Genomic DNA, 23383 nt, shown 5'->3' on the forward strand with positions numbered 1-23383 from the left:
CGCACTTCACGTCAACGCCCATGTCGTCCATGTGGTCAGCCGCATGCGCATCTTGGACCTCGACCGCGGCGAGTGCTGTGGGCCCGCCCCGGTGAGGTGGCGGGACGTGGCCTGCCCGGGGCATGAGGATTGGGCGATGCTCGGCGCTTACGGCTGCGGGGCCGAACCGGTCCATGTCGATGCCACGCCCGTCCGGTTCGACCTGCGGGTGCCTGGTGATCTTCTGTCCAGACTTACCTGGCGGAACGCGCGAGGCAAGACACGCACGCTCAAGTACGTCACCGAGGACGTCTCGAACGCTCGGTCGGCTTGCAGGGGTTCTACCGGCTGACCCCTGAATCGGCCTCCGAGCTTGACCGGCTGGTGTCCAAGACCTTCGTCTGAGTGCCGGGTCGCTCGCCGGGGCCTTGGACGAAAAAGGGCCGCGCTGCCGAACTATTAGGCAGACAGTGGTGTCTGACTGAGATGATCACCGGGTTCCATCCGCAGTGCGAGGAGACCCATGGCCGAACCGCTCCACCCCGGCGACCCCCGTCAGCTCGGCTCGTTCTATCTCGACGGACGGCTCGGCGCGGGCGGCCAGGGCGTGGTCTACGAGGGGTACGGGCCCGGCGGTGAGCGGGTCGCCGTCAAGGCCCTGCACGGGGTCCGCGACGGCGACCGCGAGACGCTTCGCAAGGAGATCTGGGCCTGGCGGAAGGTCGCCGCCTACTGCACCGCCAAGGTTCTGCACGCCGACCTCGACGGCCCGATCCCGTTCGTCGTCAGCGAGCACGTCGCCGGGCCGAACCTCCGGCAGGCCGTCGAGCGCGCCGGGCGGTACGGGCCGGACGAGTTGCGCCGTCTGGCGATCGGGCTGGCCACCGCGCTGGTGGGCGTGCACCGCGCGCGGGTCGTGCACCGCGACCTCAAGCCCGAGAACATCCTGCTGGCCCCGGACGGGCCGCGCCTCATCGACTTCGGGATCGCCCGGATCGAGGAGCAGCCCACCACGACCGGCCTGCGCAAGGGCACCCTGCGGTACATGCCGCCGGAGCGGTACCGGGGCGAGCACGGTGACGCCAAGGTGGACGTGTGGGGCTGGGGCGCGGTCGTCCTGTTCGCCGCGACCGGACGGCACGCCTTCAGCGGCGACACCGCGCCCGTGATCGCGCGGCAGGTGGAGACGCACCACCCCGACACCTCCGTGCTGGAGGAGCCGCTGCGGTCGCTGGTGACGGCGTCGCTGGCGAAGGATCCGGCCGACCGTCCGGGCGCCGAGGATCTGCTTCTCGGCCTGGTCGGAGCGATCGATCTGAAGGAGGCCACCCGCAGGGCCGTTCCCGGCGACCGGCCCGAGCCGCCCGAGCCGTCCCGCGCCGAGCTCGCGGAGGTCGTGTTCACCGGCTTGGGCGTGCGCGAGCAGGAGGCCGTGCCGCAGATGCTGCTGCGGCTGGTCGCGCCCGGCGAGCGCGCCGAGGACACGCTGCGCTCGGCGCGCCGGGACGAGTTCTCCGACGGCCGTGTCGACGAACGGGTCGTCGACCGCGTCCTGCGCGACTTCACCGACGCGGGCGTCCTGGTCTGGGCGGACGGGACCGTCACGCTGTCCAGCGCCGCGCTCATCCGCGCGTGGCCGAGGCTGCGCGAGTGGGCCGACGGCGAGCGCGCGGGACTGGGCGTCCACCAGGACCTCGTGGACGCGTCCCGGCTCTGGCACGGCCACGGCCGCAAGCGCAGCGACCTCTACCAGGGGACGGCCCTGGAACGAGCCCAGTCGTGGGCCGCGACGGGCCGCCGCCACCTGGCCCTCAACCTGGTGGAGCGCGGCTTCCTGGACGCGGCCGCCGGCCTGTCGCTGCGCCGGGGGCGGGTGCGCGCGCTGATCAGCGTCGGACTGTCGGTCCTGCTGGTCGTCGCGATCGGTGCGGCCGCCCTCGCGATCGACCAGCGGCGGACCGTCGTCGGGCAGCGCGACCGGGCCGCGTCCGCCCAGGTCGCGGGGCTGGCGCAGTCGCTGCGCCGCAGCCGTCCGGACCTGGCGCGCAGGCTCGCCGTCGCGGCCGGGGCGCTCGCCGACACCCCCGAGTCGTGGTCGGCGCTGGTCGCGGTCCGGCACCAGGTGGAGCGGCGGTCCGTCCGGCTGCCGGACTTCGACGCGATCTGGTCGGACCTGGACGGCTCCGGACGGCTGCTGTCGGCCGCCGGCGGGAACCAGGCCGGGCTGTGGGAGGCCGACAGTGGGCGCAAGGTCGGCTCCTTCCGCGCGGCCGCCGGGGTCGGCGGCGTCGATGTGTCCGACGACGGCAAGACCGTCGCCGTCAAGGTCCTGGACGGGACCATCGCCATCCTCTCCGCGCCTGGCCTCCGCGTCCGCAACGTGATCCGCTACAAGGCGCAGGGTCTGGTCAACGCGGCCGAACTCCAGCTCAGCCCCGCGGGCACCTACCTGGCGGCGACCGAGACGGGGGCGAACCGCAATGGGATCACCGTCTGGGACACGCGCACCGGACGGCAGGCGTTCCACGACCCGCGCATCACCGGTTTCGTGTCGTTCTCCCCGCAGGAGACGGTGCTGTCGATCAAGTCCTACAAGACGGTCACCTGGACCGATCTGCGGACCGGCAAGAAGGTCCCCACGCCCGACTTCAACATCGGCGACGAGCCCAGCTTCCAGGCGGTCCGTTTCAGCCCGGACGGCCGGACCGCTGCGCTGCCCGGTAAGAACGGTGTGCGCCTGGTGTCGCTCAACACCGGCGGCTCCTGGGAGGTGGAGGGCGACAAGGACGTCACGCGGGCGGACCAGACCTTCAGCCACTCGGGCGAGTTCCTGGCGACCCAGCTGAACCTGTGGCGGGTGTCGCCGGACGACGGCGTGGTCATGCGCTACCCGACGACGATGGACGAGTGCGCGGCCGGGACCTTCCGCTTCACCGCGGGCGACACCGAACTGCGGTGCACGAGCGGCGACGGCGTGCTGTTCTCCCTCGACGTCTCGCGCTACACCCGGCGGCCGGAGAGGGCGCCCGTTGATGACAACTTGGCGACCTCCAGCCGCGACGGTTCCACGATGGCGGTGCTCAGGGACGACGAGGTCGTCGAGATCTGGTCGACCAGCCCGCTCGCCAAGCGGTTCGAGCTGCCGAAGGAGCGGCTCAGCACGGGATCGGGTCTCAAGCTCAGCCCGAACGGGCGGATGCTGGCGGTCACCACCGGCATGGGCGACGGGAAGATCGACGTCTGGGACCTGGCGAAGCGGACCCGGATCGGCTCCCTCCCCGGTGCCGTCACCCAGTACTCGGACCCGGTCGTCGAGAACGTGGACTTCACGCCGGACGGACGGTCGCTCGTCCGGAACCGTCCGGACGACGCGGGCAGCTCCCTGTCCTTCTGGTCTCTCTCCCCGATGCGGCAGATCCGGGAGTTGCGCGGGGAACCTTGGGGGGCGGTGGCGTTCCGCCCGGACGGCAAGGCGGTGCTCTCGGGCCACACGCTCGTGGAGTTCCCGTCCGGGAAGGTGCTGCGGCGCGGCTCGACAGGGCTGGAGACGGGCCGCTTCAGCGCGGACGGGAAGATGATCTTCGATGGTCCGTCCGAACTCCGGGCCAGCGTCTCCTTCTACGATCCGGCCACGCTCGCCCGCACCGGGTACGTCCTGCGCACCGGGGACCTCACCCCGACCGGCAAGTACTCCCTGCCGGCGCACGACGCGCGGGACCGCGTGCTGGCCGTGGCCTACGGCGAGTCCGACTCCGACGGCGAGATCAAGCTGTGGGATCTGCGCACCCGCACCCCGCTCGGCATCCCGTTGACCGGCCACCGCCGCACGGTGCTGGCGATGGCGTTCACACCGGACGGCCAGTCGCTGGTCAGCGTGGACTCCACCGGCGGGTTCAGCACCCACACGGTGGGGCCCGCGCGGCTGCGGGCCGAACTCTGCGCAACGACCGGCGCGCTGACGAAGGCGGAGTGGAAGGCCAACATTCCCGACGTCCCGTACCGGAAGACCTGCTGACCGGGGGCGGGAGCCGCGTCGCCCTGGAAAGCACCCGGAGATCGACACGCCCGCCATGTTTTGAGGGCTGTTTGCTGGTGGCGAGGCGTTGTGCCGACGTCCCCGGGCACCACGCAGGCACGACGCGGGCGCCGGGAGCCTCCGTCACGCTGCCGTGGAGGTGTCGATGCCGGCGACTTTGATCACCGGGGCACGGGTGTGGGACGGCCTCGCCGAAACGGCGGCCGGCCCGCAGGACGTGCTCGTGGAGGGCGACCGGATCCGGCAGGTGGGGACGGACCTCCAGGCGCCGCAGGGGGCCGAGGTGATCGATCTGAGCGGGCACACCCTGACCCCGGGGTTCATGGACTGCCACACCCACGTCACGATCACACCCGACATCGCCTCGGCGTTCACCTTGTCGCCCACGGCGATGGCGCTGCGGTCGCTTCCGATCCTGCGGACCCTGCTGATGAACGGGTTCACCACGGTGCGGGACCTGATGTGCGCCGATGTGGGATACAGCATCGTCGACGTGCGCGACGCGGTCGAGGCGGGCACGATCGTCGGCCCGCGCATGCTGGTGGCGCCGCATCTGATCTCGGCACGGGGCGGCCACGGTGACTTCAGCGCGGCGCTGGCCGATCAGTTCCAGGGCACGCCGCCGCCTCTGGAACTCGCCGCCGCGGACGGCTGCGACGAGATCCGCACGCGCGTCCGCCAGGAGATCCGGGCGGGCGCCGACTGGATCAAGTTCGGCGCGACCGGCGGTTTCTCCAGCCCCGGCGACGACCCCGGGCAGACCACCTACACCCAGGAGGAGATGACCGCCCTGGTCGGTGCGGCGGCCGACCTCGGCGTCCCGGCCACGCCGCACTGCTACGGCGACGAGGGCGCCAGGCGGGCCGTGCGGGCGGGCGTCCGCAGCATCGAGCACGCCAACCTGGCCTCGGCGCAGACGCTGAAGATGATCGAGGACGCCGGCGTCTTCGTCGTTCCGACCCAGTACACGATCGTCGACGATGCCCGGAACGCCTTCAACGAGGACCACTGGAAGGGCGTGCCCGCGTTCAAGCCCCGCAAATTCCAGAAATACCAGAAAGCGCTGCTCGACAGCGCCGAGAACCTCGCCGCCGGCGACATCAGGATCGCTTTCGGTACCGACGCCGGGATGTTCCCCCATGGAGACAACTGGCGCGAGTTCCCGATGATGGTCTCGAACGGCATCACGCCCACCCGCGCGTTGAAGGCGGCCACCAGTGTCGCCGCCGACCTCCTCGGACTCACCGACCTCGGCGTGATCGCCGAAGGCAAGATCGCCGACATCATCGCCATGCCGGGCGACCCGTTCGCCGACATCCAGGTCACCGGACGGGTCGACTTCGTCATGAAGGAAGGAACACTTCACAAGCGCCCCGATTCCGCTGAGACCGGCTCCAGGGATTGACGCGCTTCACCACTCCTGGTGGGGACGGGAAGGAAAGGCATGGGGGAGGGCCGCCTGCGACGGGCGCTGCACCGCCTGCTGCGCTCCGGCACCGAAACCGAGCCGGAGCAGGACCCGGCGCTGGTGGGGCTGCTCACCGGGAGCCGGTACGCGGGGCTGCCGCCGGAGGAGGCCGAGCTGTCCCCGGACCGGGCGCGGGCCGTGATGGAGTTCATCCTCGAACTGACCGAGCAGATGTTCATCGCCGGAACCGAGATGCGGGCGATCGAAACGTCCATCGTCGCGGTGGCCGCCTCCTATGGCCTGCACCCCTCGAACTGACCATCGTCGGCCGGACCGTCGTCATCCAGTACGCGCCGCCGGACCGCGAGCCGCGGGTCATGCTGAAAGTCGCGCGCACCAGCGACAACCGGGACCTGCAGCGGGCGGTCGCCATCTACCGGCTGGTGGACGACGTCGTCAGCAACGACCTCGACCTCTCCGGCGCCGAGCGGAGAATGCGGGAGATCAGGCGGCACGTGCCGATGTGGCCCTGGTGGGCGCGGATGGCGGCCAGAGCCGTCCTGGCCGCCTCCGTCGCCCTGCAGGCCCACGGGACGCTGGGCGGCGCGGGCTTCGCGATGGGCATGCTGGTCGTCGTCAACCGCACCGGCTGGCTCATCGCCAGGGGCCGGATCCCCGGCTACTACGCCACCTTCGTCCAGGCGGCACTGGTCGCGGGACTCGGCATCGTGGCACTGCACTACGACGTGGTGTCGTCCCAGGTCTATGCCAGCGCCACCGCGGCGAACCTGGTGCTGCTGCTTCCCGTGTCGTCGCTGGTCTCACTCGCGCAGGACGCGATCACCAGGTTCGGGACGACCGCCGCCGTGCGGCTGGTGCACGTGGTACTGGTCTTCCTCGCGCTCTTCGCGGGCATCGCCACCGTCGGCGTCCTCACCAAGGACGCGCGGATCGTCGGCAACGCCCAGAGCGTCCGGTTCGCCGCGCTCCCGATCCTGTTCGCCCTGCCGGCGGCCGCGATCGGTGCCGCCGGCAACGGCCTGGCCGCGGGCGGAACGCTGCGGCTGCTGCCGTTCGCCGCCTTGATGGGCATGCTCGGCATCGCGGTCCGGACCCTCGCGCATGGCCACTTCGACCTGCCGTCCTCGCTCGCCGTGCTGATCGCCGCGATCGCGCTGGGCACGGTCGCCGGCCGTCTCGCGCCACGCTTGCGCCTCCCGCCGGGCGCGCTCGTCACCCCCGCCATCGGCGCCTCCCTGCTGCCCGCCCCCGCCGTGTACCGCAGCCTGTCGGCCTATACGGCGGGGGTTCCGGGCACGGGACGGCAACTGTTCAGCGCCCTGATCACGACGGCGGCCATCGGAGCCGGCATCGTCCTGGGCAACATCCTCGGCGCGAAGAAGGAACTGAGAGAGCCGCACGAGCCAGACCAGAACCCTCAGGAAGAATGAGCAGCCCCAGGCCGATGATGGCCCCCGGTCAGGTCAGTAGTTGAAGACGTGCGGCGATGTTGTCGAGGAACCAGGCCGAGAACTGCTCGGCGGGGTCGAGGTTCATGCGGGCCATGGACGACCAGTCGTCACGGCGAAGGATCGTCCGGTAGCGCTCCAGTAGGCGGGCCTGCTGGTTGGGCGGCAGGTTCGGGAGGTCTGGTTCTTCTTTGCGGAGGCGGTCGGCGATGTGGGCCGCGGTGATGTAGCGGTCCAGGGCCGGTTGCTGGTGGGCCAGGCATGTGGCGTGGGCGTCGAGGACGCGGTGGACGGGCGGGTACCCGTGCCAGGTCGTGCCCATGCCGCCGTTGCCGGCCATGATCTGAAGGACGCGGCGGGTGTGGTCGATGAGTTCGTCGTCGGGATCGGGGGCGGTGATCGCTTCGTGGAGCGCCTGCCCTGCGGCATTTCAACGCGTTCGCCGCAAGGGGGCCGAAGATGTTCGACAGCAACCCGATGTGCTGGATCAGTTCGAGGTCCTGCTCGTCCCAGTCGGTGGCGAGCAGTGCGAGGCCGATGATGGTCGAGCATCGGTCGGGGCTATGGCGGACCAGCCAACGTCCTGCCTCCCGGACGCGTTCGCGTTCCGCGCGCAAGGCCGCGGCGGTGATGTGGTCGTTGCGGTGGATGGGGACGTCCACGTCGTGGAAGGCCCATGCGAGCTGGTCCGGTGTTGCGTCGGGCCGGGCGAAGAACTCGTCCAGGATGTCGGCGGCGGCGGCGACGCCGCGCCATCGTCGGTCGGCGGGCCCTTCGATCCATCGGCGGTGCGCGTCGTCGTTCGGGTACGGCTCGCCGTCGCAGGGGAGAGGGGCGTCGGGATGGAGTCGGTGGAGCCGCAGCGCGTGGTCGTACAGGCTCGTCTGATTTCCGAGCGGTCCAGGCTCGGTCGTCTCGCTCACAGGCGGACGGAGGACTCGATTCTCTCGATCATGTGCACAGCATAGGCCAGACATCGGTTCCGGGAGCCCGATCAAGGTGGGCCGGGCAGAGGCCGCGACTCAAAGGTCCTGGGGCCCGCGCCGGCGGACCCCAGGACCTTTGAGTCGCTAGGGGAGTTGCAGAGGGAAGGCCGCTGCCCGGGCGTAGAGCTTGTAGAGCTTGAACGGCCCCGCGAAGGGCAGCCCGCAGGCGTTGTTGAGCACGCTGGTCGCCTTCTGGTTGGTCAGCGTCGTGCCGCGCGCCCCGGGATGGTCGATCTGGCCGCCCATGAACACCGCCATGTTGGCCAGCATGTGATCGCGCTGGCCGGTCGTCATCTCCTGCCAGGAATGGCAGGACATCGCGGCGAGCATCGCGTCGTCGAGTTCGCTCGTCGCGGGGTGGTCGTGGTCGTCGGCGGGCGCCGTCCTGGACGCGGCCGGGGCGGTGGCCGCGGGGGTCTTGAACCAGGGGCACGGGCCGCCGGGCTTCAGGTTCGCCATGCAGGTGAGCAGTTCGAATTCGTTGCCCAGGTTGCCGAACCCGATGCTGAGGAAGGGCGCCTTTCCGTTCAGGCAGTCCGGCAGGTTACCGGGCGAGCTGGTGACCTTGCCGTTGGAGTACCAGCAGTTGCCGGAATTGCCGGGGAAGGCGTCCCACCAGAAGTCCACGCCGTTGCCGGTCATCTTGTTGCCGTAGAACTGGTTGCGGTGCGAGGTGGACAGCTTCAGCGGGTCGCAGCCCGTCATGGGCTGGTCGGCGCAGACGAACGCGTCCGGGACGGCGAAGAGCATGGCCCCGCGCCGCCGGTTGTCGCGGAAGGTGTTGTTCCGGACGACGTTGTCGTCACCGCCGGCGATCCACATCCCGCTCCCCACCGGGACCGGGACGGTCGGCACCACGTCGCTGCCCGCCACGTACGGGTTGAAGTTGTTGGAGTAGAAGTCGTTGTTCTCGACGAGGTCGCCCTGCTGCGGGAAACCGGGATGCCCGGCGGCGGTGAACACGTCGGTGGTGAAGCCGAGGGCGTTGCCATAGAAGTTGTTGTGGTGCACCCAGGTGGCGCTGCCGTCGGTGCCCGAATAACCGCTGGTGTTGTGGTGCGAGTCGCAGTAGCGGATCTGCTGGCTGTAGCGCGCCGTCGGGTAGACCTTCTCGTCGCGTCCGGCCGAGGTCTTCGCGCCCGCCCCGGGATACAGCCCGGAGTCGCCGTTGCCGGCCGCCTCGCAGTTCTGGATCACGCCGTGGTCCTCGACGAAGGTGAGCACGCCGTACTCGCCCGCGTAGAAGGTCTTGAAGCTGTCCAGCAGGTACCCGTTGCTCTCCAGCACGTAGATGTCGTGCTCGTTGGCGTGCCGGACGGTGAGGTTCCGCAGCACGAAGCCGTCGGCCCGGTCGGCGCGGATGCCCACGTCCTTCGCCGAGTTGCGGGGGCCGCCGTTGCCGGACGACGGGTCGCCGGCGTCCACGACCACGTCGTCGGCGCTCACGCCCGACCCTTCGAGCTGGAGGTTGCAGCGCAGGCACGAACCGCGGTTGGGGATGCCGTGCCGGTCGACGAGCGGCGGGTCCGGGTCCTTGCCGGGGCCGGGGGTCCGGCCCAGCACGGCGATGAGGTTGGCGTCGTTCTGGCAGTTGTACTCGCCCAGGTAGGAGTACGCGCCCGTGCTCAGCTTGTACTGGTCGCACGCGGGGTCGTGGGTCGGCTTCTTTCGCGCGGTGGGCTCGGTGTAGACGCCCGGCAGCACGACGACCCGGTCGTTGTTCCGCGAGTCGGTCACCGCGGGCTGGATCTCGCTGTACCGGCACCGGTCGAACAGCGCCCGGTTGATCCGCTTCAGGTCCCGCGCCTGGGCGGCGCCGAGCTTCCGGTGGTCGTGCGGGCGGATGTTGTAGCCCGACTTCAGCGCCCGCTTGATCGAGGCGTCCAGCCGCTTCAGCGAATCCGGCTGGCACACCACGCGGGTCGTGCTCCGCGGGACGGTCTGGACGGCCGACGCCAGGCTCCGCGGTGTCGGCACCTTCCCGCCCGCGCACGGGCTGACCGAGCAGTCGGGCCCGGGGGTCGGCCAGTACGACGGCCTTTCGATGTGCGCCTGCGCCGCCTGCGCGATGCCGAGGACCAGCACGGCCGCGACCGCCGAGGGCCTCCATAATCTCCCGAGAAACCGCAGGCCCATTCGGTGCTCCCTCGCTCAGCGCTCCGTTGTCGTCCCCCGAACGCTTGCTCGGCTCACATGGAACCACGATCCTCAAATCCGAGGAAGTCTCACAACCAGACTGTTACCGATCTTCGAGTTCAAGCCGGCCGGGCGTCAGTCGACGGGGCATGTCCGAAATTCGCATTGAGCGAGTGAAAGGGAAGCCCTCAAAACCGGGGAATTCTCGCCGGTCAGCGGCCTGGGCATCTTGGCTCGACGCCCACCATGACCGCGATCAGCTCACGAACGCACCTTCCCCACGATCCACTGGAGCGCGAGGAGCGCCAAGGCGACGAGGAGGGCACCGCGGCCGTTGCCGGTCGCGATGCCGGCGCCGAGCACCAGGGCCGCCGCGGTGGGCAGGAGCTTGAAGCCGAACATCAGCGCCTCCTGGAGGACGTGCGCGGCCGCCGGTGGAGCGCCCGCGGCTACCGCTTGAGCTGTGGGAACGGCTGCGGCTGGTGATACGGCTTGCCCGCTGCCGGCCCATGGTCCTCCTATTCTTCTAGGCGTAGTCGTCCGTGATAACAGGCGGGCCGGTGAGAACTGCGATCAGTACCACGCACGTCGTCGAGTTGCCGTGAAGCCGCACCGGGTCAGAAACAGGCCCTCAATCGGTGCGTTGATGCCTCCACGAGCAGGCGTTCTCGCAGAAGGCGGAAGCCGACCGCCTGGTTCACGGCAAGCATCGACGCGTTCTGCCGGTTGACCGTCACCGTGACCGACTCGACCGTCGGGAACAGCTCATGCAGGCGCAATGCCTGACGGGCCTTCATCCAGCGGGCCAGGCCGCCGCCCCGGTGTTCCGGCAGCACGGCCGTGTCGTGCTGCTCAGCCACCCTCGCTTCCCCACCCTGAACCGTGGTGACCGTGGCACCGACGACATCGCCCGACGGTGAGTGAACCACCGCCCCGACGAGCAGATGCCCGCCGTCCATCCCCGCCTCCCACGCACGGACCGCCGCGGTGTCCCAGGCCCGGGACGCCATCTGCAACTCGGCGCCCGGCGCGTCCAGCACATGGCCCATCACCCGCCCGAACGAGGCCACCCAGTGCGCGGGCGCCGCCCCCTCCCAGAACACCAGCCGGCGATCCGAGTGCGCAGCCATCGCCAGCTCATGACAGCGCCACAGCGTGTCCTGATCGAGTCGCTGCTCATGCAGCTCCAACCGCAACACCACCCGCCAACCGTCGACAAACGGCTCGCCGGGCGGCCCCGCCAGCACGGTCGCCTGAATCCGCTCCACACCCGCATCCGCCGCGACCCGAGCAAGCAACCTGGACCCGATTCCCCTTCGCCGCGCCGACGGCGTCACGAACAGGCGGAGGAACCCGGCTGCGGGATCATGCTGCTGGGGCCGCAACTCGGCCGCGCCACAGATCGTCCCGGCCCTGCGCGCCAGCCATCGTTGCACGCGCCCTTCGGCCTCAACGCTCAACCGTTCAGCCAGTGCGCGGGGGTCAACCGTCCCGCCGGACAGCTCCGCCTGTCCCTCCGCGAACACAACGCACCAGGCATCCAGATCACGTTTCCGGGACGCCTTCGCTTCGAACGCCTCAACCGCCAACAAGTCCGCGACCTCTCTGCGGGACGTAAATCGCATGTCGCCACCGCCCGCCTCAGACCGGTCGAAGCGGTGGCTGAACTCATCAGCATTCTCGGCCCGTTGACCATGGCCCGATGCTCGAACCTGGCCACAAACGGTGCTGCCAGGTCAGCGGGTGGGGTGGGCGGCCCGGCGCCAGGCGCCTTCGGCGAGCAGTCGCAGCCCGTTGAGGCCCACGATGACGGTGGAGCCTTCGTGTCCGGCGACGCCGAGGGGCAGCGGGAGGGTACCGGCCAGGTCCCAGATCACCAGGCCGGTGATGAACACCGCGGCGATGGCCAGGTTCTGCACGACGAGGCGCCGGGCGCGCCGCGACAGGTTGATGACGGCGGGGATGGTGGCGAGTTCGTCGCGGACGATGACGGCGTCGGCCGTCTCCAGAGCCAGGTCGGATCCGGCGCGGCCCATGGCGATGCCGGTGTGCGCGGCGGCCAGCGCGGGCGCGTCGTTGACTCCGTCGCCGACGACGAGGACCCTGCGGCCGGAGTGCTGGAGTTCCTGGACGGCGGCGACCTTGTCGTGGGGGAGCAGGCCCGCGCGGACGTCGCCGATGCCGGTCCGGTCGGCCAGGTGGGCGGCGGCGCGCGGGTTGTCGCCGGTGACCAGGACCGGTCCGGTGCCGGTGAGGGCGGTCAGCGCGGCGACGGTCGAGGCGGCGCCGGGCCTGAGCCGGTCGGTGACGCCCAGCACCCCGGCCGGGGCGTCGTCCACTTCGACCAGCACCGCGGTGAGGCCCTGCTCCTCCAGTTGCTCGACCAGCATCGTTGCGGCGCGGCCGGTCCGTAGGCGGGCGGGGCTGCCGATCGCGACGTGGCGGCCGTTGACGGTGGCGGTGACACCGGTGCCCGGCGTGGAGGTGAAGTCGGCCGCGGCGGGGACGTCCAAGCCGCGGGCGCGCGCGGCCTGGACGACGGCGCGGGCGAGGGGGTGCTCGCTGGGATGCTCGGCGGCCGCCGCGAGCGCGAGCAGTTCGTCTTCGGAGACCCCGGACGTCCGGAGGGGACGTACATCGCTGACCTGCGGGACGCCTTGGGTGAGGGTGCCGGTCTTGTCCAAGGCGACCTGGTCGACCCGCCCGAGCCGTTCCATCACCACGGCCGACTTGACCAGGACGCCGTGCCGTCCGGCGTTGGCGATGGCCGACAGCAGCGGCGGCATCGTGGCCAGCACCACCGCGCACGGCGAAGCGACGATCATGAAGGTCATCGCGCGCAGCAGCGACCCCGTCAGGTCGGCGCCGAAGGCCAGGGGGACGGCGAACACCGCCGGTGTCGCCGCGACCGTCCCCACGCTGTAGCGCTGCTCGACCTTCTCGATGAACAGCTGGGTCGGCGCCTTGGTCTCGGACGCCTCTTCGACCATCGCCACGATCCGGGCGATCACCGAGTCGGACGGGTCGCGTTCGACCTTCACTCGCAGCGCCCCGGTCCCGTTGAGGGTGCCGGCGAACACCTCGTCCCCGGACTGCTTGGCCACCGGCAGCGGCTCGCCGGTGATGGTCGCCTGGTCGACGTCGCTCGCACCGTCCAGGACGCGGCCGTCGGCGCCGATCCGCTCACCGGGCCGCACGAGGATCGTCTCACCGACGGCGAGCCGGCCGGTGGGGACGGTGTCCTCGGTTCCGTCATCGGCCAGCCGCGTCGCGGTGGTGGGGGCCAGGTCCAGCAGACCGCGGACCGAGTCGGCGGTGCGGGCGGTCGCGAGCGCCTCCAGCGCGCCGGAGGTGGCGAAGATGACGATCAGCAGCGCCCCGTCCAGCATCTGCCCGATGGCCGCCGCGCCCAGCGCGGCCACCACCATCAGCAGGTCCACGTCCAGGGTCCGATCCTTGAGGGCCTTCAGCCCGGCCCAGCCCGGCTCCCACCCGCCGGCGGCGTAGGTCGCGGCGAACAGCGCTCCCCACGCCCACGTCGGGCCGCCCAGCAGGTAGACCGGCAGTCCGGCGACGAACAGCAGCAGCGCGGCCGCCGCCCATCGGGCCTCGGGCAGCGCCAGCACCCGCGTGCGCCGCCGTGGCGCCGCGCCGGTCGGCACGCCGTTCCCGGCTGCGGCGGGAGCCGGTCGGGTCACCGCGGAAGACATCGATGGGGTCCTTCGGGAGCCGTCGGTCGAAGGCGGGCCCGTCGCCCCGGGCCGTCTCGGCTCACCGTACCAGGAACACATGAACAATGATTCATGCCTTCATGGGTGGTGTGGCGTGAGGCGTAGTATGAGCGGCATGGGTCACCAAGCGCCGAAACCCTCGGGCAGCACCGTCAGCGGCGCCCCGCGGGGGCGGTTGGACGCCGTTTCCGCGGCGCGGGTGGCCACCACCCTGCAGGCGCTGGCGACCCCGTCGCGGCTGCTGATCCTGGCCCGGCTGCGCGAGGGGCCGCTGCCGGCCACCGAACTGGCGGCCGAGGTGGGGATGGAGCAGTCCGCCTGCTCTCACCAGCTGCGGCTGCTGCGCAACCTCGGCCTGGTGGTCGGGACCCGTCAAGGCCGCCGGGTGCTGTACGAACTGTACGACGAGCACGTCGCCGAACTCCTCGACCAGGCCCTCTACCACGTCGAACACCTGCGCTTGGGGCTGAGCGACGCGGCGAACGCGATCGAAACCCCCTTGGACACGGCGACCGCCGATTAGCGCTGCGGCGAAGTGCCCGGCTCCGAATGACCGTCCGTAATGCGGACATCGCTTCTTGGAACTGTGCGTAGGGCAGAGAAAAGCCAGGTCAGCGTCTGGGCAAGTCAGTTCGCCCGCCGCGCCGGAGGGTAAGGGTCGGAGCCGGACAGGAAAGCCTCGGGCAGCCGAACCCGATCTCTTCACGGAAGGACGTTCTGCGATGTCCCGAACGAACCTGTGCAATTCCGTGCGCTCATCCGCTCCGACGTCCAGGCCGTGGCGCAGCCGCGGCGTGCGCATGGCGGTTCCCGTGGCGGCGCTGGCCGCTGCTGCGACCGCCTGCGGCACGTCCGGCGGTGCGGCCAAGTCGGACGGCGCCGCGGCACCGCATCGTCCGGCCGTGCCGGTGGCCGCTGCGACCTCGCCGAGCACCTCCGGTGCCGGGGGGACGATCGCGACGGCGACGGTGGGCAACCTGGGCAAGGTCCTGGTCGACGGCCAGGGCCGCACCGTCTATCTGTTCGAGAAGGACCAGGGCGGCAAGTCCTCCTGCTCCGGAGCCTGCGCGGCGGTGTGGCCGCCGGTCACGAGCACGGGCAAGCCGAAGGCCGGGTCGGGCGCGAACGCTTCGAAGCTCGGCACGACCAGCAGGAGCGACGGCAGCACGCAGGTGACCTATGGCGGGCACCCGCTGTACTACTACGCACCGGACGCGGGCATGAAGGGCAGCGCCAAGGGCGAGGGCCTCACCCAGTTCGGAGCCGGCTGGTACGTGGTGTCCGCGGACGGCAAGAAGGTCGAGAAGAGCGGGTCCTGACCTGCTGAGCCTTCGGACCGCTCCCGCTTGACGGGAGCGGTCCGCCGCCGCGGCCGGCGGGCCGCCGTGGCTTCATCGCCGTTCAGCTTCCGCCGACGCCGAGGGCCGTGAGCAGGACGAGGATGACGGTGGCGACGGCGAAGAGCCCGTGCCCGGCGACGAAGGGGACCGGGAAGTGCCGTTCGGGCGGGGCGCCGCCGTCGCCGCTGCCACCGGTTCCGCGAGCGGCGGCCTGGTAGACGGGGATCCAGCGGGCGAGCATGGCGAAGCCGAGCAGGGCCACGGGGATGAGGAGGCCGAAGGCCGTCCATGCCAGGGCGTCCTTGCCGGTGATGACGTAGACGATCCAGACGACGAGTCCGGCGGCGGCGAGGGCGAAGTGGCCGAAGACGACGGGGACGGGCAGGCGGCTGGCGCCGCCGCGGGGTCCGCCGCGTTGGATCCAGATGCCGAGCATGGCGAAGCCGCCGAGGGCGGTGACCAGCCAGAGGATCAGTGCTGCGATGTCCATGATTGCTCCCGGGCGCTGACGCGTCGTCGTTGAGGGTTGCGGGGCGGTCGTGCGGTTGCGGGTCTCTACGGCCGGTGGGCGCGTTCTTCGCGCCGGGGGCCCGCGGAGTCGGTGGCGAAGCCTTCGTCCTGGGTCGTCTCGTCGGCGACGCGCACGCCGTAGCGGTAGGCGAGCTTGCCGCCGAGGTAGCCGGAGACGGCGAGCACGGCCAGGCTCACCGCGCTGAGTGCGAGCTGGCCTGCGTGCACGCTCCCGGAGGGGCCGCCGCTGGCGTGGCGCCACAGGAAACCTCCGGCATAGGCGGCTGTCACCAGCAGGTTCAGCGTCATGTGCAGCAGGCCGGTCCGGAACGCGCGCGTGCCTGCCGGGATGACCAGCAGGTCCAGGAAGCCGATCATGGCCGCGAGCAGAGCGCCGATCACCCCGACGGCGATCAGCCACATGGAGCCGCGGGCCAGGAAGTCCGGGTCGTCCACGAGGTGGGACGCGATGTCGAAGACCAGGCCCGCCACCCAGGCGCCGATCGGCACGGTGACCAGGATCGGGTGGAACGGGTGGGCGTAGGGCCCGGCGAGCATCGCGCTGGCCGGATGCTTGGCCTGCCTCCGTAAGGGCGCCGTCACGCCGCTCACCTCCTTTTCGCTAACGAGTATTGGTTTTATAGCATTGGGTGGTCGAGCATGTACACCTCTGCTGCGTGCGCGCCGGGCTTTCACCGACCCAGATGGGCGTTATCGTGAGGTTGTGACCTCTGACGTGTCCGGTTCCTCCGCGGCCAAGAGCGCGATCGAGTCCCTCGGCGTCCTGCAGGAGGATCTGCGCAGGCGGATGTTCCTGTTCATCCGCCGCGCCCGCCATCCGGTGACCCGGGACGAGGCCGCGGCCAGCGTCGGCATCTCCCGCAAGCTCGCCGCCTTCCACCTCGACAAGCTCGTCGACGCCGGCCTGCTGCGCGCTCGGTACGCCGCCCCGGGCGGCATCCCGAAGGTGGGGCGGCAGCCGAAGGTGTACGAGCCCAGTGAGGCGCAGATCCAGGTCAGCGTCCCCGAACGCCGCCACGGGCTACTGGCCGATCTCCTGCTGACGGCCGTCCTCGGCGAACGCCAGGACGAGAGTGCGGTTCAGTCGGCCCTGCGCACGGCGGCCGAACAGGGACGGCGGCTCGGCGAACAGGAGCGGAGCACATCGCGGCCCGGCCGCCTCGGCACCGAACGCGGCCTGACGCTCTGCGAGCGGATGCTGGAGGGGCACGGCTACGAACCCGTCCGCGAGTCCGCGACCCGGCTGACCTTGCGCAACTGCCCCTTCCATCCGCTCGCCGCCAAGGCGCCCGACCTCGTCTGCGGCATGAACCACGCCTTCCTCGCCGGGTATCTCGACGGCTTGGACGCCGGCTCCGTGCAGGCCGTCCTAGCTCCCCGCCCGGACGAATGCTGCGTGGAATTGCGCCGAGCCGACACCGCTTCGGCGGCGCAGCCGGACGCCGAAGACGGGTAGGGCGGCGCGGGCGTGTTCACCCGGTGGACGAGCCGATCCCAGGGTCGGCCGTGCGCTGGTCGGAACTGGCCGGGACCGGACACGATGCGGTAACCTGCCTGACGGTTTGTGAAGGGGAGTAGTCCTGCGAACCGGTCGTCGACATGCTGGAGCCAGGTGGCTCCCGGTGGCCGGGCCCGCCCCTGAGGCGGGTGGACGAGACCTTCGGTCCTTTGACGATGGCGCGTGCGCGTCGTCGGAGGGTCGAGGTCGTGGGCTCCCCGGATTCCGGCCCCCGATGTTCCTCGCCCCCCGGCGCGCCTGGCGCGGGAAGGCTTGAGGTGACGGGTCGTGTGGCATTTCGTGTTGCTGATCGTGTGCGCGGTCGTGATCTACCTGTCGTGCGAATGGTTCGTCAACGCGGTCGAGTGGCTGGGTCGGCGTCTCAACGTCGGGAAGATGGCGGTCGGCACGATCCTCGCCGCCTTCGGCACGGCGCTGCCGGAGTCGGTGGTGACGCTGGTGGCGGTGACGACCGGCGGAACCGCTGAGTCCAAGGACATCGGGGTCGGCGCGGCGATGGGCGGCCCGCTGGCACTGGCGACCGTCGCCTATGCGGTGACCGGTGTGGCTCTGCTGCTGCGCCGCCGCAGGCTGGCGGCCGCTGCCGCCGCGGCCGCCGCCGTCCCGGCCGGGGCCGCCGTCGGCGCGGCACGTGGCGGTGCCACCGCAGCGGGCCGCGGCGATGCGGGCGCCCCGGACGAGCACGGGGAGGTCCTGACCGGGCCCGGTGAGCTGGCCCGGCTGGTGAGGGACCAGCGGTGGTTCCTCGCGGTGTTCGTGGTCAAGGTCGCGCTGGGGCTGGTGGCGTTCGCGTTCAAGCCCGTCCTCGGCCTGGCGTTCTTCGCGGTGTACGCGGTGTACTTCTGGCGCGAGATGTCCGGCGGCTCGGCCACGCCGCACGCGGTCGACCACGCCGCCGGCGACACGGCCGCCGGTGCCCAGGACGCCGTCGTCGACGACGATGAGGATGAGCTGGAGCCGCTGAAGCTCCAGCCGCGCCGCGAGGTTCCGGCGACCTGGGCGGTGGCGGCGCAGACGCTCGGCACACTCGCCGTGATCTTCGTGTCGTCGCAGCTGTTCGTGCACCAGCTGGACGCGATCGGGCCGATGATCGGCCTGCCCGCGGCGGTGACCGCGCTGCTGCTGTCGCCGATCGCCACCGAGCTTCCGGAGATCATGAACGCGATCATCTGGGTGCGGCAGGGCAAGACGAAGCTGGCACTGGCCAACATCTCCGGCGCGATGATGATCCAGGCGACCGTGCCGTCCGGGCTGGGCCTGCTGTTCACGTCCTGGAGGTTCGACCACGCGCTGACCTGGTCGGGAGTGATCACCATCGTCGCGATCCTGTACCTGCTGGCCACGATGCGCGCGCACCGCTTCACCCCGTCACGCCTGGCCGTCGCCGGCCTCTTCTACCTGGTCTTCGCGGGCGGCCTGGTGGTCATCTTGTCCTGACCCGAACCGCGAGATCAGCGGCGGCCGGAGCCGGCGGCGCAGCAGGCGGAGTCGTCGGCCTTGGCGAGGGTGTCGGCGTCGCCCTTGACCGTGTAGACCTCCCACGGTTCGCCGCCGGGACCGTGGACCCAGACCTTGTCCTGCAGCGCGTAGCAGCACGAGCTGTCGTTCTCTTCCAGGGGCACGAGCCCGGCGTCCGTCAGGCGCTGGGCCGTGTCGGCGACGAGCCCGGAGTTCTCGACCTCGACGCCGAGGTGGTCCATGCGGGTCGGCTCGCCGTCCTCGCCCTCGATCAGGACGAGCTTGAGCGGCGGCTCGGTGACGGCGAAGTTGGCGTAGCCCGGCCGGAGCTTGGCGGGCCCGGTGCCGAACAGCTTGGAGTAGAAGGCGATCGAGCCTTCCAGGTCGGACACGCGCAGGGCGAGCTGGACGCGGGACATGCGGTCCTCCTCATGTCGCGGGCGCCGCCGGCCGATCGCCGGTCGGCGGACGCCCGCGCTGGTTAGATGAACGTCTAAGTAGCCGGTGGCTCGAGTTTGCGTCTGTGGATAGATGGATGTCAAATTAGATGCATGTCTAAGCAGCAGCTGCCGATCGTGAACCCCGCCGACGACGGTGCATGCTGCGCGCCCCTGGCCTTCGAACCCTTGAGCGAGGCCGAGGCGGCCGAGCTGGCGCCGCTGTTCAAGGCGATCGCAGACCCCGTCCGGCTGCGGCTGCTGTCGTTGATCGCCTGCCACGAGGGCGGCGAGGCGTGCGTGTGCGACCTGACCGCGGCGTTCGACCTGACGGCGCCGACGATCAGCCACCACCTGAAGGTGCTCAAGCAGGCCGGCCTGATCGGTTCCGAGCGCCGCGGGACGTGGGTCTACTACTGGCTCAACCCGGGCGTGCTGGACCGCCTGTCGGCGATCCTGGGGCCGCGCGTCACCGCGTGAGTGCGGCCGACCCCGTCTACCTCGCAGAGAAACTGGCACTGGTCGCGCATGCTGCGGCGCTGAGGGGATGGAATGGGGGCGATGTCCACACCTGCACGATTGGATTCTCGACGGCCTCGGCAGCCGCCCGCTGAACGAGCAGATAACCGGCAAGAACCGCCTCGGATTCACTCTCTTCGAGTTGGAGCGATGGCCGCGCGGCAACGGCTTCACATCGGTTCCGAGAGCGACGCCGACGAACGTCGCGCTTGACGGTACGCCCCTGGACGAGCAGGGCGTGCCACGTCCTTCGTGAGCGTACGGTTCGGTCCTCAGCCGCCGATCAAAAAGTCTCCCCATCGTCCGAACTTCAACGGCCGCAGGGTGCTCTTACTGGGCGGAGGGCGGCCAAGAGAGGCCGCTGTCAGAGATCACGGGGGATCATGATGAAACGCTTGGCGACGGTGGCGGCGACAGTGGGCGCGGTTCTCGCCGGAGGGGCCATGCTGTCGGCCGCGCACGCCGACACACCGGCCGGAAAGGCGCCCGGTTACGTGAAGGGCAAGGTCACCGCCTCGCCGCACCTGGCGATCCGGAGCAAGCCGACCACCAAGTCGTTCCGTGAGGGCTACTACAACAAGGGCACCGTCCTCGCGCTCAAGTGCTACGTCAAGGGTCAGGGCGTCTTCGGCAACACCACCTGGTACCGGCTGGACCCGACGCACAATGGCAACTGGGACGGGGTCGGCTACGTGTCCGCCCACTACATCAAGCTCCTAGGAGCCAAGCCGCACCACTGCTGACGCGGCGACCGGCGGATCGGGGCTGTGTGCTCATGCGGTCAGCATGAGCACACAGCCCCAATAGGTGATGGTCCGGAAAGTGAAACTTCACGGACCCGGCTTCGTGTAATTGGTGGTCATTGTTAGATCACCAGGACGCCATTAATAATGGGATGCGGTTGTTGCCGCACAAGAACGCCGTCGGCGGATCGGAGCCGTCCAGCATGGCCTCGACGACACGGCGCGTGGCGCCAGGGTCGGAGACGCCCGACAAGACCCGCGACTCGTCGTAGGGGATGCCCGCCGCGGTCAGGGCGGATCGCGCGCCCGACGAGCCGTTCGCGCGCGGTGTGGACGGCGGTGGAGTCGGTGATGACGCCGACCCGGCGGTGACCGCGGGCGAGCAGTTCCGTGATGCCGGCGCGGGCGCCGCCGGCGTTGTCGACCAGCACGCTGTCGGCCGCGACGCCGACTGGAGGGCGGTCGAGGAACACCACCGGGATGTTCATCTCCATCTCGGCCCGCATGTAGGAGTGGTCACTGCCCGCTGGGATGACGAGGAGGCCGTCAACGCGGCGCTGGCACAGGTCGAGGAAGACGCGGTGCTCCAACTCGGGTCCTCGACGAGTACCGTCCCGAGGACGGGGTCGGCTCGATGACGGGCCGCTTCGGCGAGGGGAGGGTCGGGGTGACGGTGCCGCCGGAGGGCGTCGGCCTGCCCGAAGCGGTCGCGCCCGATCCGGAAGGCCGGCTCGGCCCCGCCCAGGTGGCGCGCTGGGGCGCGACGACCGGCTTCCTGGTCAAGCTCCTGGACGCCGGTCAGCGGCTGCCGGTGCACTGCCATCCGACCCGGGCGTTCGCTCGCGCGCACCTGGGCTGCTCGTTCGGCAAGACGGAGGTCTGGCTCGAGCGGCTGCCGCCGCGGGCCGGGCAGACCGTCCTGGTCCCCTATGGGGCCGGGCCTGCGAGCCTGCGGGGGCGCGACATTGAAGTGCTGCGCTGCCTGCCGCCCGAACACGACGCCATCGAGGAGGCCGCGCCGTGAGCGATGGGACGATCACGGTGGTCGGCGAGGCGATCGTCGATCTGACGGGCGCTGCGGACGGGCGTACGTACCGGGCCGATCCCGGAGGCAGCCCGGCCAACGTGGCCGTGGGCCTGGCCCGGCTGGGCGTGCCGGTGACCCTGGTGACGGGCCTCGGCGACGACGCCTTCGGAAGGCTGATCACACGGCACCTGACGGAGGCGGACGTGCGCGTCGCCGCCGAGCCGGCCGCGTTCACCGGCATGGCCGTGGTCACCGTGGACGACGCCGGAGTCCCTGCCTACGACTTCGCGCTTGCCTGGGAACCGGGCGCGGTGACGATCCCGACGGAGACCGCGGCCCTGCACACCGGCTCGCTCGCCGCGGCGCTGGGCGATGGCCCCGCGCATGTCGAGGCGCTGATGTCGGCGGCCCGGGCCACCGCCACGGTTTCTTATGACCCCAACGTCAGGCCCGCGTTCCTCGGCGACCTTCCCTCGGAACGTGCCCGCGTCGAACGGCAGGTCGCGCTCAGCGACCTGGTGAAGGCCAGCGAGGAAGACCTCGCCTGGCTCTATCCCGGCGCAGACCCGCTCGCCGTCGCCCGGACGTGGCGGGCCGGCGGCCCGGCGCTGGTCGTGATCACCCATGGCGCACGGGGAGCGACCGTGATCGGCGCCGGGGGGACCGTCCACCGGCCGGCGCCCGTGGTCACGGTCGCCGACACCGTTGGAGCAGGCGACGCGTTCATGGCCGCCCTTCTCGCGGGTCTGGCGTCCGAGGACCTGCTCGGCGCGCATCGCCGTGATGCCCTCGCCGCCGCCCAGACGCCGGCTCTGGCGAGGCTGCTGGAACGGGCGGTGCTGGCCGCCGCGCTGACCTGCACCCGTCCCGGAGCGGACCCGCCCACCATCGCCGAACTCGACGACACCGGCCCCGCGCAGGTCGGCTGACGCATTCCCGCAGGTCGTCCCGGACGCCCGGCCCCATCGCCCATCGCGCGGAACAGGGGAGTGCCCCGACGGTCAATGATCTATGCGCTCAGAACCAATGACAGACGGCGCTCGAAGGCGGATGATTTCCCTCGACGTCCCCGCCGCCGATGGGTTCCTTCACATGCAGCATGATCAGTTGAGCCGGAACGGCGCCCCGCCCGCCGATCGGCGTCCCTGGTGGGCGCTCATCGGCCCCGCCATCGCCGCGATCGTCGGCCTGTTCCTGATCACGGCGGCCTACGGGACCCAGCATTTCAGCGCCCCCGGCGCGGGGTCCGGGCTGGTTCCCCCGATGACCAGGGACCTGGGGATGAGTTACCACGCCTTCTCGGCGGCCGTCACCGTCGCCTATGTGGTCGCGGCCGCCGTGCTCCTTCCGGTGGGCCTGCTGCTCGGAGGGCGTTTCCCCACGGCGGTGGTCGTGCCGGCGATCGGCGCGATGATCATCGGTGATCTGCTGACCGCCTTCGCCCAGGGCACCGGCATGGTCGCGGTGGGGCGCGTGCTGTGCGGGGCCGGCGCGGGCGCGGCGGTCGGAGCGACCGCGGCGCTGGTGCTGCGTTTGCGGAACGGGCGCGGCGCGGCGGCGGCGGCGATCGCGGCGGCCGGGTGCCTCGTGCTGGTCGTCGGCCCGTTCGTGGACCAGGCGATGGCGGAGTCCCTCAGCTGGCGGTGGACGTTCCTCATCGCGGAGCCGCCGTTGCTCGCGGCCCTGGCGGCGGGCGCCATAGCCGGGATCATGCTCCTGGTGCGCCGGCGGCCCGCCCAGCCGGGCCCGTACCAGCCGCCCTACGCACCGCCGTATCGGCCGTCTTATCCGCCGCAAGGGCCACCGCCCGGACCGCCGCCCGGAGCCTGACGGCGCCGGAGGCCCGATGACGGCGGCGGGCCGGACGGTCCGTGCCGGCGCGGGGGCCCGGCGCGGACCGTTCGATCACCGCAGTCCGGTGCACAAGCGCCGGTCCGGCAGGGTGCGGAATTGTCCTGTATTGCAGGACCCTATGCGCAGAATCTGGGACGCGGTAGGCTGCGCTTCAGGCGCCCGTCTGCGTTCCGCCCGGGTCCTGGAATTCATCATGCACATTCATCGGTG

Annotated in this window: 23 protein-coding genes; 14 read left to right on the forward strand and 9 right to left on the reverse strand. The window is 70.9% G+C overall.

The window, feature by feature from the left end; translation table 11 throughout:
- Window positions 1-502 precede the first annotated feature (502 nt).
- The 4 genes from J4709_RS48635 to J4709_RS48645 all read left to right on the forward strand — a co-directional run bounded on the left by J4709_RS48635 (window position 503) and on the right by J4709_RS48645 (window position 6874).
- The gene (locus tag J4709_RS48635) at window positions 503-3994 is read left to right on the forward strand and encodes a serine/threonine-protein kinase (RefSeq protein WP_208252305.1); all 3492 of its coding nucleotides are present in this window, start codon (window positions 503-505) and stop codon (window positions 3992-3994) included.
- Between the two features lie 166 nt (window positions 3995-4160).
- Window positions 4161-5420, forward strand: coding sequence for a metal-dependent hydrolase family protein (locus J4709_RS48640; protein WP_208252306.1), 1260 nt, complete (start codon window positions 4161-4163; stop codon window positions 5418-5420).
- A 39-nt stretch (window positions 5421-5459) separates the two neighbouring features.
- Window positions 5460-5741, forward strand: coding sequence for a hypothetical protein (locus J4709_RS54325; RefSeq protein ID WP_232385204.1), 282 nt, complete (start codon window positions 5460-5462; stop codon window positions 5739-5741).
- Between the two features lie 23 nt (window positions 5742-5764).
- Complete coding sequence (locus J4709_RS48645; protein WP_307802134.1) at window positions 5765-6874, forward strand: threonine/serine exporter family protein; 1110 nt, start codon at window positions 5765-5767, stop codon at window positions 6872-6874.
- 28 nt (window positions 6875-6902) lie between these two features.
- On the opposite strand, the gene J4709_RS48650 is transcribed toward J4709_RS48645, so the two are convergent.
- Window positions 6903-7232 carry a hypothetical protein gene (locus J4709_RS48650; RefSeq protein ID WP_208252308.1) on the reverse strand — a complete coding sequence of 110 codons (330 nt, stop codon included), beginning with the start codon at window positions 7230-7232 and terminating at the stop codon, window positions 6903-6905.
- Between the two features lie 139 nt (window positions 7233-7371).
- Between J4709_RS48650 and J4709_RS48655 the strand changes: the two genes are divergently transcribed.
- Window positions 7372-7860, forward strand: a complete 489-nt coding sequence (locus J4709_RS48655) for a hypothetical protein (RefSeq protein ID WP_208252309.1) — start codon at window positions 7372-7374, stop codon at window positions 7858-7860.
- 102 nt (window positions 7861-7962) lie between these two features.
- Here the strand turns inward: J4709_RS48655 and J4709_RS48660 are convergent, their stop codons facing one another.
- The 4 genes from J4709_RS48660 to J4709_RS48675 all read right to left on the reverse strand — a co-directional run bounded on the left by J4709_RS48660 (window position 7963) and on the right by J4709_RS48675 (window position 13724).
- On the reverse strand, window positions 7963-10014 hold the full coding sequence (locus tag J4709_RS48660; protein WP_208252310.1) for a right-handed parallel beta-helix repeat-containing protein: 2052 nt from the start codon (window positions 10012-10014) through the stop codon (window positions 7963-7965).
- A gap of 261 nt (window positions 10015-10275) precedes the next feature.
- Window positions 10276-10416, reverse strand: coding sequence for a hypothetical protein (locus J4709_RS48665; RefSeq protein ID WP_208252311.1), 141 nt, complete (start codon window positions 10414-10416; stop codon window positions 10276-10278).
- Between the two features lie 215 nt (window positions 10417-10631).
- Complete coding sequence (locus J4709_RS48670; RefSeq protein WP_232385206.1) at window positions 10632-11603, reverse strand: GNAT family N-acetyltransferase; 972 nt, start codon at window positions 11601-11603, stop codon at window positions 10632-10634.
- 147 nt (window positions 11604-11750) lie between these two features.
- Entirely contained in the window at window positions 11751-13724 is a 1974-nt protein-coding gene (locus J4709_RS48675; RefSeq protein ID WP_208252313.1) for a heavy metal translocating P-type ATPase, read from the reverse strand.
- A gap of 136 nt (window positions 13725-13860) precedes the next feature.
- Between J4709_RS48675 and J4709_RS48680 the strand changes: the two genes are divergently transcribed.
- Together J4709_RS48680 and J4709_RS48685 are read left to right on the forward strand one after the other, a co-directional pair.
- A complete protein-coding gene (locus tag J4709_RS48680) occupies window positions 13861-14268 on the forward strand; it encodes an ArsR/SmtB family transcription factor (protein ID WP_208252314.1) in 408 nt (135 codons plus the stop codon).
- A 277-nt stretch (window positions 14269-14545) separates the two neighbouring features.
- Window positions 14546-15064 carry a COG4315 family predicted lipoprotein gene (locus tag J4709_RS48685; RefSeq protein WP_208252315.1) on the forward strand — a complete coding sequence of 173 codons (519 nt, stop codon included), beginning with the start codon at window positions 14546-14548 and terminating at the stop codon, window positions 15062-15064.
- An 82-nt stretch (window positions 15065-15146) separates the two neighbouring features.
- Here J4709_RS48685 and J4709_RS48690 read toward each other — a convergent pair whose 3' ends face one another.
- Entirely contained in the window at window positions 15147-15575 is a 429-nt protein-coding gene (locus J4709_RS48690; protein WP_208252316.1) for a hypothetical protein, read from the reverse strand.
- 65 nt (window positions 15576-15640) lie between these two features.
- The gene (locus J4709_RS54330) at window positions 15641-16198 is read right to left on the reverse strand and encodes a DUF2231 domain-containing protein (protein WP_208252317.1); all 558 of its coding nucleotides are present in this window, start codon (window positions 16196-16198) and stop codon (window positions 15641-15643) included.
- A 121-nt stretch (window positions 16199-16319) separates the two neighbouring features.
- Between J4709_RS54330 and J4709_RS48700 the strand changes: the two genes are divergently transcribed.
- Together J4709_RS48700 and J4709_RS48705 are read left to right on the forward strand one after the other, a co-directional pair.
- Window positions 16320-17072: a helix-turn-helix transcriptional regulator gene (locus J4709_RS48700; protein WP_208252318.1), complete on the forward strand. Its 753-nt coding sequence runs from the start codon at window positions 16320-16322 to the stop codon at window positions 17070-17072.
- Between the two features lie 330 nt (window positions 17073-17402).
- Window positions 17403-18572, forward strand: a complete 1170-nt coding sequence (locus tag J4709_RS48705; RefSeq protein WP_208252319.1) for a sodium:calcium antiporter — start codon at window positions 17403-17405, stop codon at window positions 18570-18572.
- 14 nt (window positions 18573-18586) lie between these two features.
- Here J4709_RS48705 and J4709_RS48710 read toward each other — a convergent pair whose 3' ends face one another.
- On the reverse strand, window positions 18587-19012 hold the full coding sequence (locus tag J4709_RS48710) for an ArsI/CadI family heavy metal resistance metalloenzyme (RefSeq protein WP_208252320.1): 426 nt from the start codon (window positions 19010-19012) through the stop codon (window positions 18587-18589).
- Window positions 19013-19144: 132 nt separating this feature from the next.
- On the opposite strand from J4709_RS48710, the gene J4709_RS48715 reads away from it, so the two are divergent.
- Complete coding sequence (locus J4709_RS48715) at window positions 19145-19510, forward strand: ArsR/SmtB family transcription factor (protein WP_208252321.1); 366 nt, start codon at window positions 19145-19147, stop codon at window positions 19508-19510.
- A gap of 434 nt (window positions 19511-19944) precedes the next feature.
- On the forward strand, window positions 19945-20292 hold the full coding sequence (locus tag J4709_RS48720) for an SH3 domain-containing protein (RefSeq protein WP_208252322.1): 348 nt from the start codon (window positions 19945-19947) through the stop codon (window positions 20290-20292).
- Between the two features lie 122 nt (window positions 20293-20414).
- Here the strand turns inward: J4709_RS48720 and J4709_RS48725 are convergent, their stop codons facing one another.
- Entirely contained in the window at window positions 20415-20882 is a 468-nt protein-coding gene (locus J4709_RS48725) for a substrate-binding domain-containing protein (protein ID WP_208252323.1), read from the reverse strand.
- Window positions 20883-20926: 44 nt separating this feature from the next.
- Here J4709_RS48725 and J4709_RS48730 point away from each other — a divergent pair, with 44 nt between their 5' ends.
- From J4709_RS48730 to J4709_RS48740, 3 genes are all read left to right on the forward strand, one after another.
- Window positions 20927-21316: a cupin domain-containing protein gene (locus tag J4709_RS48730; RefSeq protein ID WP_208252324.1), complete on the forward strand. Its 390-nt coding sequence runs from the start codon at window positions 20927-20929 to the stop codon at window positions 21314-21316.
- Window positions 21313-22248: a carbohydrate kinase family protein gene (locus J4709_RS48735; RefSeq protein ID WP_208252325.1), complete on the forward strand. Its 936-nt coding sequence runs from the start codon at window positions 21313-21315 to the stop codon at window positions 22246-22248. The genes J4709_RS48730 and J4709_RS48735 overlap by 4 nt, the downstream gene beginning before the upstream one ends.
- A 178-nt stretch (window positions 22249-22426) precedes the next feature.
- Window positions 22427-23149: an MFS transporter gene (locus J4709_RS48740; protein ID WP_208252326.1), complete on the forward strand. Its 723-nt coding sequence runs from the start codon at window positions 22427-22429 to the stop codon at window positions 23147-23149.
- Window positions 23150-23383: the final 234 nt, after the last annotated feature.

It is taken from the genome of Actinomadura violacea, from assembly GCF_017573465.1.
Lineage (GTDB): Bacteria > Actinomycetota > Actinomycetes > Streptosporangiales > Streptosporangiaceae > Spirillospora > Spirillospora violacea.